Genomic DNA, 15,251 nt, shown 5'->3' on the forward strand with positions numbered 1-15,251 from the left:
TCAAGGTACGCTTAACACGATGTGTTAAAGGATGGTGCCGGCTGCCGGAGTCGAACTGGCGACCTACTGATTACAAGTCAGTTGCTCTACCAACTGAGCTAAGCCGGCGTATCGCTTGAAAGTGGTGAGCATTTTAGCAAATATTTTTAATCTTGCAAGCGTTTTTTTAGTTTTTTTTCATTTTTTTTGCTAAAACGAAAATTTAATGATTCAAATTTGCATTTTAGGCGCCTTGCGCCGTTTATTTGCTACCTAAACCCTAATACATCAACAACACGGATGCAATAATCAGCGCAATAATTACCACGATTATTATTGCGACTGTGGCGTTTTTCTTTGCCGCAGGTTTGATTGCATCAGCTTCTACCGTGCTAACTGGCGATGGTTGCGCTGGCTGAACGGGTGAGACAACGGGCTGTGATGATACTGCTACTGCCTCAGTGACAACAGGCGGCTGAGCCGGTGTATTAAGTAGCGGCGATGTGGGATTATCAATGCTTGCTACATCCACTGTTGTCGTCGATGCAGAAGGTACGGATTGTTCGACGTGAGTGTTGGTCAGCTGCTCGCTAGGTAAAAAATCTTGCGTGGTAACGACATCAATCACAGGCGCGGCGTTGGCTGCAGCGTTCAGTGATGATGGCTCAACCGATGCAGTCGATTCAGTTTGGGTATGAATGTCAGTGGTGGGTGTGAAATTCTCAATGTCTTGTAAACCATCGAGAAAACTATCATCATCCAGTGCATCGACTGGGGCATTTACCACCAAAAATGCCAAGTCAGCAAAGGCGAGTTCATCGGTAGCTTGCAAAGCATGCGCGTCTGTACCGATACGCTCACCATTGATAAAGGTACCGTTGCTTGAGCCTAAGTCTTGCACATACAGCTGCTCACCAATACGGTTAATTTTGGCGTGTTGGCGAGAAATTTGTGAGGTTGCTAATACCAAATCATTGCTATCGCTACGTCCGATGCTTAAGCTTTTATCAATATCAATGGTTAAATCCGCCAACGCTGGTGACAGTCCAATGAGTTGCCATGAAGTGCCTTGCGAGTTGTCGGTGAAGTTCATCGTATCCACTGCATTAGTTTGATGATTATCCATGCAAGTCTCCTACTCCTAAGGGGTATTTAATAGTATCATTATGCTTGGCATTATGGGACATTTTTAGGGATTTGTCACGGTGATGGTCTGCACCGCAGGCGGGGTCGCAATCACCACAGGCGTTTGAGCCATCTTTGCGCCCTGTCCTGTCTGACCTTTAGATTGGGTAATGGGCGCTTGGGTGATGGCGTTGCTCGCTGGGCGAGTGACAGTTGTGGTCGATGAACTGCCTGTGCGAGACGCATTTGATGACACGGGCGTGACGATATCGACACCATTGGCATACACTCTTGGCGTGTTTGATAAACTTTGCTCGGCTGGGGTAACCAAGTCGTCTGTTGGCAATTTGACGCCATTTTGTAACGTACTGGTATTGGGGAACATGGCATTTATATTAAGTGGGATTTGTTTGAGCGTACCGTTTTTATCAATGACCAGTTGCATGGTACGAATACCGTCTAAGCTTTTTTCGGTCACGCTTGCCACCGCGCTACCATTTCGCAAAATGGTCGGCTGTAAAAATACAATAAGATTGGTTTTGTCCGAGTTTTTGCTTTTTGAGCGAAATAAATTACCAATAATCGGCGCATCACCCAATCCTGGGACTTTTTGCTGACCATAGGTGCTGTTATCACGCATCAACCCACCCAATGCCACGGTTTGTTGGTTATCCGCTAAAATGGTGGTTTTGATTAAATTCTTGTTGGTGACGACACCACTCACGTTATTGAGGGTACCGTCGACAATGGAGGACACTTCCTGCGAAATCTCAAGTCGCACTGAGCCATTATCGCCAATATGCGGAATGACATTAAGATTGATACCGACATCTTGACGGCTCACGGTTTGAAACGGCGTGGTTGATGAGTTACTTGCCGTGGTATAAGAGCCGGTGACAAATGGGACGTTCTGCCCTACCAAAATATTGGCTTTTTCGTTATCCAACGTCAAAATAGAGGGCATGGATAACAGATTGGCATTGTTGGTTTTATTGATGGCTTGCAAAATCGCACCATAAAACTCACGATTACCGCTACTATCGGTTTTACTAGTACCAATCCCCAATAGCGCGCCTGCCACGGAGGCTGCCGCCGTACCTGGGGTTTTGCTTAATATCTCAGATGCTAGCCCTACTGCGGATGCACCGATGTTATTAAAGTTAATCACCCCTACGCCGCTATTGGCATTGCCCATTGCCCATTGTACGCCAAGTTGCTGGGTATCATTGCCTGAGATTTCCATAATCGCTGCTTGAATCAATACTTGGTCACGGCGGGTATCTAGCTCATTAATAGCGTTTTCGATTTCTACCATTAACTCTGGGTTGGCATTGACGATGACGGAATTTTGGGTTTGGTCAGCGATAATGCTAAAAGGTCTACCTTGATAGCCGTTGTTTTGCGCAGTCGTTGTGTTGCTGGTGGAGGACGTATTAAGCGGTGAACCTGTCGGTGACGCTGCAGTATTGGTGGTGGTCGCTGCGCTATTATTACTGGTATCGCTACTAGATTGAAACATTGAGCTTGCTTGCAAGGTGGTTTGGTCACCTGAGCTATTGATGGATTGATAGGCAAGCAGTCCGCGTAGCATTTCTGCAATATGGGTGGCACTGGCATATTTTAGACGAAACACGCGAAGCCCACTGAGACGTTGCGTCGGTACGGTGTCTAACTGCTCTACCATTCGCTGTACTTTGGCTGTCATCTCGGCACTACCTTTGACTAGCAGCCTATCAGAAATCGGGTCGGCAATGATATTGATCAGGCTACCACCGGTTGATGCCACAGTAGGCTGCCCTGATTGACCCGCAGCAGCTGGCGCTGTACCACCGCCCGTACCTGTCAGTGAGCTTAATAAATCCATCATGCGCTTGGCATCGACATGACGCAGCGGAATAATGGTCAGCTTGTCATTCATATTGCTATCAAGATCGCTAATCAATTTTGCGTATTGATTGAGGCTGTCGGCGCGGTCAGAGAGGATAATGGCATTGACATTTGGCACCACAGCGGCATTGGCATACGGCGGCATCATCGGACGGATGACGTTTAAGATGTCATTGGCATTGGTGTTGGTGAGATAATAGATGCGGGTCGCCATTTGGCTACCTGCGGTATTACCGCGCAAGTCCACATCTACCCCTGCTTGCTTGGCAACGGTATCAGGGACCAGCTCTGTGGTCAGCCCGCGATCAATCGCTACAATGCCATTGACTTTCATCACGGCTAAAAACAAGTCATACACTTCTTGACGGGATAAGGGTTTGTTTGAAATTACCGTCACATTGCCATTAATGCGTGGGTCTAGCACAAAGTTCTTTTGCGTAATGGTGGCAATTTGGTCGATAAACGCCTTGATATCAGCGTCTTGCAAATGCACTTTATAGCCAGTGGCTGCATGGGCAGCTGACAGACCACTGCTAAGCAAACTGATACTCATAGCCAGTGTCGTGCTCAAAAATAGTGGCTTTAGCATGGTTGGGTATTTCATAATTTACCTTATCAATTTTTAACGCATATCACCGACTGTGTCTCACGTAGCGATGACGTCTGTAGCTTTTTACTATCTTTTATCAAAATGACTGGCGTACTGTCACGACTTGGTCGCCGCGCTGAACTTGGATTTGCGCTTGTCCTGCTTGTTGCACTTGACGTAGTAGCTGGGCATCTTGTGTTGGGTTTTGACCCACGTTTTGTCCATTGACGGAGAGGACTTTATCCCCTGTTTGTAGCCCCAGACGGTTTTTTAGTCCGGCGGACATCGCATCGGTCACCAAATAGCCTTGCCCTGTCGCTGCCACACCCATTTGGCTTAGGTACCCTGAGGCATTTTGCTGAAGCCCTTGAATCGCCCCACCAATGGCTGACGATGCACCGCTTGGCGGGGTATTGGCACCATTTGACGTCGCCATAGTGGGCGTAGAATCCTCTCGATCATGCGGATCGCCTGTCGCCACTGGCGCGCCGCCAATCGCTTGTGGCGCAGCACCGCCTAAGCTCGGTGTGGGGGTTTGTCCCATATTTGAGCCACTACCAACGCCTGCAGCACCGTTGGCTTGAGCTTTGGCTCTGATAGCATCGCTTTGGTCAAGAAAAAACGGTTGCCCAAATGGCACTTTACTGGTTTGACCACTGGCATCTGCCACTATTACAAAATCGGCTGCGACTTTGACCAATTTATAACCACTGCCATCAATCATGTCGTTGATACGATAGCTTAAGGTTTTACCATTGGCGGTCAAAATTGCATACGATTGACTCTCAGGGGTGGCAATGGTCACGCCCACCACTTTAATATCTGGGGGTGTCGCTGCCGGCGCTTGCGGGGCAGTTGGCTGCGCAAAAAAATCTAATGCATTGCTATTGGCAGATTGCGCGACCAAGTTCGTCTGCAGGGGCACTGGGGTGAGTGCGGGGGCTTTGGGCGGTGCAACCACCAGCCAAATTGCTTGGCTTACTTGCCACACCAACCAAAAAATAGCTGCCAGTAGCAACCAAGGATACAGTTTTTCTACCACCGCCATCGGCACAAATTTACCAGTCGTTGTTTTACGGCTCAACGAGGGGCGCTGGGTGGCTTTTATCATATCTGCTATCATCGCTGAGTCTCTAATTACCCATACTGGTCAAAGGTTGGCGAATGGACACCACCACACTGTCATCAGCCCCTTTGCCTTGGTACGCTGGCATATTTTTGAGCAGCCGCTGGGTCAATGACACATCTATCATATTATCTTGGTCAAGATAAAAATCCCCCAATCGCTCGGCTTGCGGTGTAGTAAGGGCTAAATGCAAGCTTTTACCTTGCGCTGCCTTGTTGCTACTATTGGCACCATTGTTGTCTGCTGGCTGCACACTGGCTTTATCTGCGCTTAAGTTGCCTTGCATGGTGGGGAGTTTGATGAGGTAGGTTTTGCCGCCTGTGGGATACCCCAAATCACCGCCTGCCCAATTCATGCTGCCTTTGGCGGTTTGATAACCTTGCTTATTTTTTTCAATTGACACTTCTTTGATGGTAATCGGTGTGTCGGGTAATTGCCAACTGACCAACTGCGCCAATGTGTCATGGCTGATTTTGCCGTTGAAATCATTGGCTTGCCAGCTAGTTTTGTTGAATTTGACCACCCCTTGCAAGTCGGTTTTGCCAGAGCGGATATCGACTGCCATACCCAGTTTGCCCATCAATAAATGCCACGGTTGCCAGCGCCAATCGACACTACCCGCCAGCGGCGTATTGGGGCGCGCATTGATTTGCCAATTGGCTTGACCTTGCCAAAGGTTGCCGGATATTTGCTGCAAGTAAGGGTTGTTTGGGGCAAATTTTTGCAGCAACCACGCTGCAGGTAGCTGAATCAACAAGCTTAAGCAAAGCAAAACCAGACCTACCAGCCACCATAGTTTTGTCGGACGTAATGAATTGACACTTGCCAAACTTGAATACCTTTTTACAATGATTTTTGACACCGATAAAGTGACGCAATCCATAAGCAGATTAATCAACAATCAAATAATTCATGCAGGATAAAAATTGCCATTAGCGCAAAATTTTGAACCCACTATGCGCCAACACTCGAATATTTTTCTAACTAAAATGAAACGCTTTATCATAACTGATTTTTATTGCGTTGTAATGTCAATCCATAAAAAATCAAAATTTTGTCAGGCTTGTTTTGGGCGGACTGTTTATTGCGGCTACCTGCCGCACTTACTACAATTTGCAACCGACTTTATCACCATGAGTTTGCTACAATCACCTCACCAAGCCGGTTAAAACTATAATGCAAAACACAAGGAAAATAGCATGCAATTTGATACATTGCCACAACTGGGCGATAGCGTCTCCAAAATTTGCTTAGGCACCATGACCTGGGGACAGCAAAACAGCGAGCAGGATGCCCATGAACAAATGGATTATGCCCTTGCCCAAGGTGTGAACTTTTGGGATACCGCTGAGATGTATCCGTCACCCCCTGATAAAGACAAACAGGGTGATACCGAGCGCTTTATGGGTAGCTGGTTTGCCAAGACAGGCAAAAGAAATGGTGTCGTATTGGCGAGTAAAATCTCTCGCAATGACTTTTTGCGCGATGGCAATACCAAGTTTGATAAAAAAACCATTCGTGCGGCATTAGATAGCAATCTACAGCGTTTGCAAACCGACCATATCGATATTTATCAGCTACACTGGCCAGAGCGTCAGACCAACTTTTTTGGTCAACGCGGCTATACAGAAAGTATGGCGCAGCAAGACACCAAAGAATTGACGCCATTTTTGGAAACCATCGAAGCCCTCAATGATGAAATCAGCAAAGGTCGAATACGCGCTTATGGGCTATCCAATGATACCCCTTGGGGCGTCATGCGCTACTTAGCAGAAGCCGATAAACATGGGCTTGCTAGACCTATCACCATACAAAATCCATATAGTCTACTCAATCGCTTGTATGAAGTGGGACTGGCAGAAATCAGTCACCGCGAGCAAATTGGGCTACTTGCCTACTCACCGCTAGCGTTTGGGGTGTTATCAGGCAAATATTTGGGCGGTAACAAGCCTGCCAATAGTCGCCTGAGCCTTTATAGCCATTTTACCCGTTATTTGAATGAGCAAGCGCAACAAGCCACCCAAGCCTATGCCGAAGTCGCTAAAAAACATAATCTAGATATGGCACAAATGGCACTGGCGTTTGTCAATAGCCGCTCGTTTGTGACTGCCAACATCATTGGGGCAACCACCATTGAGCAGCTAGCCAGCAATATCGCGTCCGTAGACTTGGTATTGTCCCAAGAGGTATTGGCTGATATCGAAGCGGTGCAGACCTTACACCCGAACCCTGCGCCTTAAACCCTGTAACTTAAATCTGCATCTTAGACGCTGCAACTTACTAGCAGGCTACGATCAGAAAAAACGGCATAAAAAATCCCTGCGACAGTGTGACTGTGCAAGGATTTTTTTAAACCTAATAAAACGTAAAGTCTAGAACGGGATATCATCATCAACTGCGCCTGGTTTTGGCATTGCCATGGCTGGGTTTTGTTGGGGATTTTGGGCAGGCGGATTATTTGCTGTATTTGCCCCTTGTGGCGCTTGGTTGCCATTCATAAACGGGTTATTGCCAAATCCCGCATTTTGACCCGCTTGGGGCGCAACTTGGTTATTAGTTTGGGCATTATTTTGATTTGGATAGCCGCCAAAATGATTGGGCGCTTGGTTGCCACCTTGGTTGTAGCCAACTTGATTATAACCACCTTGGGGCTGGTTTGGGTAGGTTGTGCCGGCATTGTTGTTATTAGCAATACCGCCTTGAGCGCCGCCTGCTGTGCCAAGCATTTGCATTTGGTCGGCACGAATCTCTGTGGCATAACGCTCTACGCCATTTTGGTCGGTGTATTTACTGGTGCGAAGGCTACCTTCGATATAGACTTGGCTACCTTTACGCAGGTATTGCGCTGCAATTTCACCGAGTTTATTAAACAATGAAATACGGTGCCATTCGGTTTGCTCACGGCGCTCACCTGTTTGTTTGTCGTTCCACTGCTCACTTGTTGCCACGGCGATACGCGTCACGCTACCGCCATTGGCAAATTGTTTGACTTCAGGATCTGAACCAAGGTTGCCTACAATGATTACTTTATTTACGCCGCGCATAGAATTTCCTTGATAACTTTTTTGATGAATTTTTTGATAACTTTCTTGATGCCTTTCTTAATAGTTTTCTAGTGTTTTTAGCCAAATCTTTGCAGATTTAGCGCAAGTACAATGCCATTACTTTACTAAACTTTGCATCAAATTGCTAGCGTCTGACCGGTAAGATGTGACAAATGCTGTCGCGTGTCATCGGTCAATTTTTCTTTATCCAGTTTGAGATAAGCAATGTTTTCTTTTGGCATCATCACTATCTCATCCACGCCGTCAATCGCCAAAATTTGCTGTGACCATGCAGTCGTGTCAATACCTGTTGGCAGGGTAATCGTTAGGCTGGTCAAATACGGTGGGGATGCAATCGGCAGGATAAACAATAACGCAATAACGGTCACGATGGCGAGCACCGTCCACGACAACCACATCGGTTTGGTCAGCAAAATACCGCCCATGGCACCGCCCACAAAAGCACCCAAAAACTGTGCAGATGAGTTAATACCCATCGCCGTCGCTTTGTTGGCAACGGGCGCGCGTTTGGAAATCCAAGACGGAATGGTCGCCTCAAGGCTATTAAAGCCGATGTAATAAACTGCAAGCCCAATAATTAAACCCACGATGGTCTGACTAGCCACCGCCAAAACTACCAATCCCGCCACCAAGGTCGCTAACGACGCCAAAAACACGGCGCGCATTTGCCGTTTTTTTTCTGCGATGATAATTAATGGAACCGCAATGATAAAGCCCAATAACAGTAGCGGCAAATACACAAAACCTTGCTGCGCCACCGTCAAGCCAAGCACATCATGAAACTGGTGCGGCAATAAGGTAAACATCGCTGTCATTGACAGATGCAGCGCAAAAATCGCCAAATGCAAACGGTTGATATCGACAATTTTTAATACTTCAGCAAACTGTGCTTTAACTGAGTGATTATTGAGATTGTGCTTTAGTACCCGATTTGGGGTGGGCACAATCCACAGTAAGCCAATGGCGAAAATAGCGGACGCCACTGTCACCCAAAACAAGCCTGAAATATCGAGCACATGCGTCAAAATCGGACCGAGCCCAAATGCGACCATTACCGACATGGCAATGGTTAGCCCCATAGTTGCCATCGCTTTGGTGCGATGCTCTTCACGGGTCACATCCGCGAGTAGTGCCATCACCACCGCTGAAACCGCGCCACTGCCTGCAATCAAACGCCCCAATATCACCATATAGATGTCTGTTGATAAGGCGCAAATCGCTCCCCCAAGCGCAAACACCAATAACCCTGCAATGATAATCGGCTTACGCGGATATTTGTCCGCCAAAAAACTCATGGGAATCTGAAAAATCGCCTGCCCTAAACCATAGATACCAATCGCCAATCCAATCAAAAACGGCGTGGCGTGTGCATATTGTGTCCCATACACGGCAAACACAGGCACAATCATAAATAGTCCGAGCATGCGCAAAGCAAAGATACCGCCCAACCCGGCAATCGCTTTCTTTTCGGATGCATTCATGGAGGAGTTGTGACTTATATTTCTCGACGTTGGTTTTACTGACGTGGATTTTACTGACATGGTGGCTCACAAAATTTTGCCAAAAACGGCTTATTATATGCCTAATTTTTATCACAGAGAATTTATTGGCAATAAAAATTATTTTAGCCTTATTATTTTGGCTTTATTGTTTCAGCCCCATTATTTTAGCATTGCGTAAGCGGTTACCATGATGGCTAAAATCACCGCGATAGCAATCATCAGCCACATCACATTTTTTTGGTTGTCAAAAAATCCTTGCGGTGACTGTCTGATAGATGATGATTTTGGGGTAGCCACTAGTACGCCATCTAACGGGCTATGCTTCACCTGAGTGGCGATTTTTTGCTGTTTTTGCGCTTTTTTGGCTTCAAGCTGCTGTTGGCGTTGTTGTTTTTGTGCCAATTTTTGCTCTTTGGCTTGTTGTTGTAGTTGGCGCTGTTCTTCAAGCTTAGCCTGTTTTTGTCGCGCTTGTTCGGCAAGTTCTGCTTGTTTACGCGCTGCCTCTTCGATGGCTAACTGCTCAGTTTGCTGCTGCTCGCGAAGCTGTTTATCGCTATAGCGCGCGTGAAAATCATCCATCACGGCGTTATCAATTTCGCTTAAGGTAAAAGGCATTTCATTTATCACCTCAAGCGCATCATGCACATCGACGTCGTACACGCCCGAGGCTTTGGTGGTTTTGCCATCGGCAGTGAGTTTTCTGGGTACTTGGTAATCGGCAAGACGCTGCTGCAAGTGGTTTTCCATTTGTCCGATGGAGTCGGTGCGACCTGTCATCGCTAATGCCCAATCGTTGATTTCGGCATGATTTTCACTATTTAATTGCTGGATGATATCGCTTGCGTCTTCAATGAGGCTGATTTTGGCAAGTAGCTGACTGGGTGAAACGGCGATATAGACCTCACCTGGGGTGGCTTGGCGTTTGAGCGATGCGATGGCTTGGGGGTTGCATTGTAGGCAGTTGGCTTGTTTGTTTTTGAGGGTGTGACCTTTTGGGCAGGGCGGCACACCGTAAGCAACGAGCGCGCCATTTTCTTTCATTTTGGCTTTGTATTCTTTGCTCGATAGTCCGCTGGCGTCAAAGGTTTTGTCCATTGGGATATGGTGGCTTTTTAAGAAGTCGGTTTGTTCTTGGGTTAGCGTTGCCATGTTATTGTCTCAAATTTTGTAGTCACAAATTTTCTAGTTCCTTGATTTAATCAAGTATAGCAAGGTTTAAGGGTTTTATAAAAAAGAAAAAATCGCGTAATTAATAGTTGCCACAAACTATCAAATTCACAATTTTCCTAATACACTGCAAATAAGATATATTTATTGAACAGTCCATTTATAAAACAATAAGCTTGAATTTTATGTTTGAAGAATTTTCAGAATACCTTACCGTTAATATCAAAAACGAAGATTTTTGGTATGATTATGCCTGTTGCGAAGCCAATAACATGTTGCTAAGTTTTAATAAGCAAGATTGGGATAAATTAACTGAGTTTCTTCCCAGTCAAAATGTAGATTGGCAAAAAATTTGCTTTGAATTAGTCGCCAATGAGGCAGCTTGGTTTGCCAAAAAATTTGTTATCCATTTTTTGTGTTGCGATAACTTTCTTCTGCAATGCTTTGCACTTGACACATTAAATGAACATTTATTTAGCAACTTTTTGAGCAATAATGAAAAATATTTATTTAGAAATATTTTAAGCGACATTAACTTTCCGCAAAATGAATTAGGCGTTCAGTATCTTTTAGCGTCCGTTTTAAACAAACTAAACAAGTAAAAGCTTATAGACAAACTTACCTATTAGTCTTGAAACCCCCACCCAATTCCCCCATTAAAACCCCATCTTTTTACCCAAATTTCCCACTCAAAAACACACAATAAGAAGCTCAATATGGCACAGCACGACGCAATCAAAATCCGTGGCGCACGCACCCACAATCTCAAAAACATCGACATCGACATCCCACGAGACAAACTCGTCGTCATCACAGGTTTATCAGGCTCGGGCAAGTCTAGCCTAGCCTTTGACACCCTATACGCCGAAGGACAACGCCGCTACGTCGAGAGCTTATCGGCTTACGCTCGCCAGTTTTTATCACAAATGGAAAAGCCCGAAGTCGATAGCATCGAAGGGCTGTCACCTGCCATCGCCATCGAGCAAAAGTCCACCAACCATAACCCCCGCTCCACGGTGGGTACCATTACCGAGATTTATGACTATTTGCGGCTGTTGTACGCCCGTGTCGGCACGCCCATGTGCCCAGAACACCACCTGCCGATGGTCGCGCAAACCGTCACCGAAATGGTCGATACCGTCATGGCATTGCCCGAAGACACCAAGTTAATGATTCTCGCGCGCGTCGTCGATGACCGCAAAGGCGAGCATATCCAGCTCATGGAACAGCTAAAAGGGCAAGGCTTTGTGCGGCTGCGGGTCGATGGCGAGATTTATGACATTGACGATGTGCCGCCGCTTGCCAAAACTTTTAAACACACCATTGATGTGGTGGTTGACCGCTTCAAAGTGCGAGGTGATTTGGGTAATCGGGTTGCCGAAAGTTTGGAGACCGCCTTACGACTCGGTAGCGACATTGCTATCTTGCATGACATGGATGCTGAGTTTGAGGATAAAATTTTGTCCGCCAAACATAGCTGCCCTGTCTGCGATCGCTCGGTTGCTGAGCTTGAGCCAAAATTGTTTAGTTTTAACAACCCCTATGGCGCGTGTCCCGTGTGTGATGGCTTGGGCAAACGCCAATATTTTGCTGCCGAAAAAATCATCGGACATCCTGAAAAATCGCTTAACCAAGGGGCGATTCAAGGCTGGGATAAACGCCACGCCTACTATTTTGGCTTGCTGACCACCGTTGCCGAGCATTATGGCATTGATATGGAAGCGCCTTGGCAACAACTGGATAAGAAGCACAAAGATGTCATTTTACATGGCTCTGGTAAAGACAAAATGACTTTTAACTTTGTCGATGAACGCGGGCGCAAATCTACCAAAACCGTGCCATTTGAAGGGGTGTTGCCATATATGGAACGGCGTTATCGCACCACGCAAAGTAGCCTAGTACGGGATGAACTTGCCAAATACCTAGCCGATGCCACCTGTGATGCCTGTCACGGCTCACGGCTGAATGAAATCGCTCGCCATGTCGAAGTTGATGGCACGACGATTTTTGATATCGTCAAACAGTCGATTGGCGAGGCAATGGCTTATTACGAACACCTTAAACTTGACGGAGCAAAAGGCGAAATCGCCGACAAAATCATCAAAGAAATCCGTGAGCGTTTGGAATTTTTGGTCAGTGTCGGCTTGGATTATCTCACCCTTGCCCGCTCTGCCGAAACCCTATCTGGCGGTGAAGCCCAGCGGATTCGCCTAGCCAGCCAAATTGGCGCGGGACTGATGGGCGTGATGTATGTGCTTGATGAACCATCCATCGGCTTGCACCAACGGGACAATGACCGCTTGCTGCAAACGTTGACCCGGCTCAGAGATTTGGGCAATACCGTGATTGTCGTCGAGCATGACGAAGATGCCATTCGCCTAGCCGACCATATCATCGATGTGGGCGTGGGTGCTGGTGTGCATGGTGGCAGTATTATTGCAGAAGGGACGGCAGAAGACATTGCCAAAAATCCCGAATCATTGACGGGGCAATATTTATCAGGCAAAAAGAAAATCGCAGTGCCAACCGTGCGTCACCGAGCCAAAGTCGCCAATGGCGATAAATATGAAAAAATGCAAGACTCCGCCATTCCCTTAACCAAAAACCAAGCGAAAAAAGCGGAAAGCGAGAAAAAAGAAAAAGCCAAAAAAGGTAAAGTCGAAGCCAAGCCTTTGATGCTGACCTTGACAGGGGCAAAAGGTAACAACCTTAAAAACGTGACCTTAAACTTACCAATTGGTGTATTTACCGCCATCACAGGCGTGTCGGGTTCGGGTAAATCGACCTTAATCAACCGCACCTTATTGCCACTAGCAACCACGCAGCTCAATAATGCCACCACCCATGTTGCCGAAGAGTTTGACAGTATCACTGGGCTAGAACATTTAGATAAAGTCGTCGATATCGACCAAAGCCCGATTGGGCGTACCCCACGCTCCAATCCTGCGACCTATACGGGGGTATTTAGTCCGATTCGCGACCTATTTGCCCAAGTGCCGGAGTCCAAAGCTCGTGGCTATCAAGCAGGACGCTTTAGCTTCAACGTGAAAGGCGGTCGCTGTGAAACCTGCCAAGGCGATGGCTTGATTAAGGTTGAGATGCACTTTTTGCCTGATATGTATGTGCCTTGCGATGCCTGTCAAGGCAAACGCTACAACCGTGAAACCCTTGAAATCACCTATAAGGGCAAAAATATCAATGACGTGCTCAATATGACGGTGGAGGATGCGGCAGAATTTTTTGAGGCGATTCCGGCAATTTACCGCCGTTTGCAAGCCTTACAAGAAGTCGGCTTAGGTTATATTCGTTTGGGTCAGTCTGCGCCAACCTTATCGGGCGGTGAGGCGCAACGGGTGAAACTTGCCAAAGAGCTGTCCAAACGTGATACCGGTCAGACCTTGTATGTGCTCGATGAGCCGACGACAGGTTTGCATTTCCATGATATCGCCAAGCTCCTAGACATCTTGCATACGCTACGTGACCGAGGCAATACCGTGGTGGTGATTGAGCATAATCTCGATGTGATTAAGACAGCCGACTGGATTGTGGATTTAGGCCCTGAGGGCGGTTCGGGCGGTGGTGAGATTATCGCTGAGGGCACGCCAGAGGACGTGGCGGAAAACGCGCGCTCACACACAGGGCGGTTTTTGAAGCCGATGTTGCAAGCCTAAGTTTGTTACAAGTATAAGTCTGTTACAGGTATAAGTTTAGCGGTGAGGGTTAGTACGTGGTCGTCTAACCCTTTTTTTAACCGCTCATCACTCTGTGACTTGATATTCATTGATAATACTTTACATGTTGGCCTAATATTTACACAATGAAACGAGATAAGGATATTGCGACATTATCCAGGGACAAAAAAACGTCAAGGAACGATAAGGATGCTAGGATGATTTTATTTAAAGGAAAAACCAACGATCTTGAAACCCTATTTCCCCCTACCCTAAAACTAGATGGTCAAATCTGTGTGCGAAATGGTATTAGCGCTCGCAGTAAATTTATGATTGGTATCTATGATATTGCCTTATACTTGGGTGAAATGACTGAAGATGCCGAAACAGCCATTACTTCACGCTATGCCAAGCAATTGCGCATGGTATCTCGCCGCAATATCAAAGGCTCATTACTGGAAAATGCCTTCAAAGACGGCATCAGAGCGAATAGTAGCGAAGAAGAATATCAAAAAATCGCCTCAGTGATTGATGACGTCTTTGGTGAGTTGTTCAAAACCAACACCATCAAAGAAGGGGCAATGTTTACGATTGAGTTTTCGCCAGAGCATGGCGTTCGCTTAAATTATGATGAGGTTGGCGATCTTCCTTATATCAAAGAAGAAGGCTTTGACCAAGCTATTCTTCGGGCTTGGCTAGGCGATAATCCCATATCACTTGAGATGAAAAAGGATTTGCTGGGTCAACACTAATATTAGACTGCCTATTTTTACACTTCCCATATTTTTAGACTTCCCATCAAGCATGGGAAGTTAATCTAGCTAGTTGATAGTGCCAGTAACTTTTTTGCTAGGTTTAATAGGGTTATATTTATTGCAACCCTATTTTAAAGATGAATAGCGGCATTATTGATATGTTTGGCATCATTCAACCCCATAAATGGGCATTCACCCCTTACCTGCCTAGTTTTGTTTTATCCGATAACAAGCAAGTTGGTGTTTTTCATTTTTATCCCAATTTTTTATCCCAATAGCGGCAATTTTTTTGCTTTTATTTTTTTACCCTATCGTCCATCAGGGGTTACTACAATACTATGTTTCTTTTTGGATGGCTATGCTAGTCTAAAGCAAAAAAAATCAG

At 46.3% G+C, this 15,251-nt stretch carries 11 protein-coding genes and 1 tRNA gene; 4 read left to right on the forward strand and 8 right to left on the reverse strand.

All coding sequences use genetic code 11. The annotated features are described in order from the left end of the window. Positions 1–32 precede the first annotated feature (32 nt). The 5 genes from RNZ41_RS08585 to gspN form a co-directional block, all read right to left on the reverse strand. Positions 33–108: transfer RNA gene (locus RNZ41_RS08585), tRNA-Thr, on the reverse strand. A 151-nt stretch (positions 109–259) separates the two neighbouring features. Further along, entirely contained in the window at positions 260–1,105 is an 846-nt protein-coding gene (locus tag RNZ41_RS08590) for an FHA domain-containing protein (RefSeq protein ID WP_096488519.1), read from the reverse strand. A gap of 63 nt (positions 1,106–1,168) precedes the next feature. Beyond that, the gene (gene gspD / locus RNZ41_RS08595) at positions 1,169–3,595 is read right to left on the reverse strand and encodes a type II secretion system secretin GspD (RefSeq protein WP_314027087.1); all 2,427 of its coding nucleotides are present in this window, start codon (positions 3,593–3,595) and stop codon (positions 1,169–1,171) included. Positions 3,596–3,677: 82 nt separating this feature from the next. Next, entirely contained in the window at positions 3,678–4,691 is a 1,014-nt protein-coding gene (locus RNZ41_RS08600; RefSeq protein ID WP_314027088.1) for a type II secretion system protein N, read from the reverse strand. 22 nt (positions 4,692–4,713) lie between these two features. After that, positions 4,714–5,535: a type II secretion system protein N gene (gene gspN / locus RNZ41_RS08605; protein WP_227522673.1), complete on the reverse strand. Its 822-nt coding sequence runs from the start codon at positions 5,533–5,535 to the stop codon at positions 4,714–4,716. 370 nt (positions 5,536–5,905) lie between these two features. Between gspN and RNZ41_RS08610 the strand changes: the two genes are divergently transcribed. Beyond that, complete coding sequence (locus RNZ41_RS08610) at positions 5,906–6,946, forward strand: NADP(H)-dependent aldo-keto reductase (RefSeq protein ID WP_096488517.1); 1,041 nt, start codon at positions 5,906–5,908, stop codon at positions 6,944–6,946. 132 nt (positions 6,947–7,078) lie between these two features. On the opposite strand, the gene ssb is transcribed toward RNZ41_RS08610, so the two are convergent. From ssb to RNZ41_RS08625, 3 genes are all read right to left on the reverse strand, one after another. Continuing rightward, positions 7,079–7,750, reverse strand: a complete 672-nt coding sequence (gene ssb / locus RNZ41_RS08615) for a single-stranded DNA-binding protein (protein WP_314027089.1) — start codon at positions 7,748–7,750, stop codon at positions 7,079–7,081. Between the two features lie 137 nt (positions 7,751–7,887). Further along, complete coding sequence (locus tag RNZ41_RS08620; protein ID WP_314027090.1) at positions 7,888–9,252, reverse strand: MFS transporter; 1,365 nt, start codon at positions 9,250–9,252, stop codon at positions 7,888–7,890. Positions 9,253–9,432: 180 nt separating this feature from the next. Then, positions 9,433–10,422 (reverse strand): hypothetical protein, encoded by a 990-nt coding sequence (locus RNZ41_RS08625; RefSeq protein WP_314027091.1) that lies wholly within the window; start codon positions 10,420–10,422, stop codon positions 9,433–9,435. A 203-nt stretch (positions 10,423–10,625) separates the two neighbouring features. Between RNZ41_RS08625 and RNZ41_RS08630 the strand changes: the two genes are divergently transcribed. The 3 genes from RNZ41_RS08630 to RNZ41_RS08640 all read left to right on the forward strand — a co-directional run bounded on the left by RNZ41_RS08630 (position 10,626) and on the right by RNZ41_RS08640 (position 14,863). Further along, a complete protein-coding gene (locus tag RNZ41_RS08630; RefSeq protein ID WP_062333847.1) occupies positions 10,626–11,042 on the forward strand; it encodes a hypothetical protein in 417 nt (138 codons plus the stop codon). 114 nt (positions 11,043–11,156) lie between these two features. Continuing rightward, positions 11,157–14,111, forward strand: coding sequence for an excinuclease ABC subunit UvrA (gene uvrA / locus RNZ41_RS08635; RefSeq protein WP_314027092.1), 2,955 nt, complete (start codon positions 11,157–11,159; stop codon positions 14,109–14,111). A gap of 218 nt (positions 14,112–14,329) precedes the next feature. Continuing rightward, complete coding sequence (locus tag RNZ41_RS08640) at positions 14,330–14,863, forward strand: chalcone isomerase family protein (RefSeq protein ID WP_135888432.1); 534 nt, start codon at positions 14,330–14,332, stop codon at positions 14,861–14,863. Positions 14,864–15,251: the final 388 nt, after the last annotated feature.

It is taken from the genome of Moraxella sp. DOX410, assembly GCF_032248735.1.
In the GTDB taxonomy this organism is placed as follows: domain Bacteria; phylum Pseudomonadota; class Gammaproteobacteria; order Pseudomonadales; family Moraxellaceae; genus Faucicola; species Faucicola tetraodonis.

Coding starts and splice junctions, on each gene's coding strand:
- RNZ41_RS08590 (WP_096488519.1), bottom strand. CDS start 1,105: ATGGATAATCATCAAACTAATGCAGTGGATACGATGAACTTCACCGAC.
- gspD (WP_314027087.1), bottom strand. CDS start 3,595: ATGAAATACCCAACCATGCTAAAGCCACTATTTTTGAGCACGACACTG.
- RNZ41_RS08600 (WP_314027088.1), bottom strand. CDS start 4,691: ATGATAAAAGCCACCCAGCGCCCCTCGTTGAGCCGTAAAACAACGACT.
- RNZ41_RS08610 (WP_096488517.1), top strand. CDS start 5,906: ATGCAATTTGATACATTGCCACAACTGGGCGATAGCGTCTCCAAAATT.
- ssb (WP_314027089.1), bottom strand. CDS start 7,750: ATGCGCGGCGTAAATAAAGTAATCATTGTAGGCAACCTTGGTTCAGAT.
- RNZ41_RS08620 (WP_314027090.1), bottom strand. CDS start 9,252: ATGAATGCATCCGAAAAGAAAGCGATTGCCGGGTTGGGCGGTATCTTT.
- RNZ41_RS08625 (WP_314027091.1), bottom strand. CDS start 10,422: ATGGCAACGCTAACCCAAGAACAAACCGACTTCTTAAAAAGCCACCAT.
- RNZ41_RS08630 (WP_062333847.1), top strand. CDS start 10,626: ATGTTTGAAGAATTTTCAGAATACCTTACCGTTAATATCAAAAACGAA.
- uvrA (WP_314027092.1), top strand. CDS start 11,157: ATGGCACAGCACGACGCAATCAAAATCCGTGGCGCACGCACCCACAAT.
- RNZ41_RS08640 (WP_135888432.1), top strand. CDS start 14,330: ATGATTTTATTTAAAGGAAAAACCAACGATCTTGAAACCCTATTTCCC.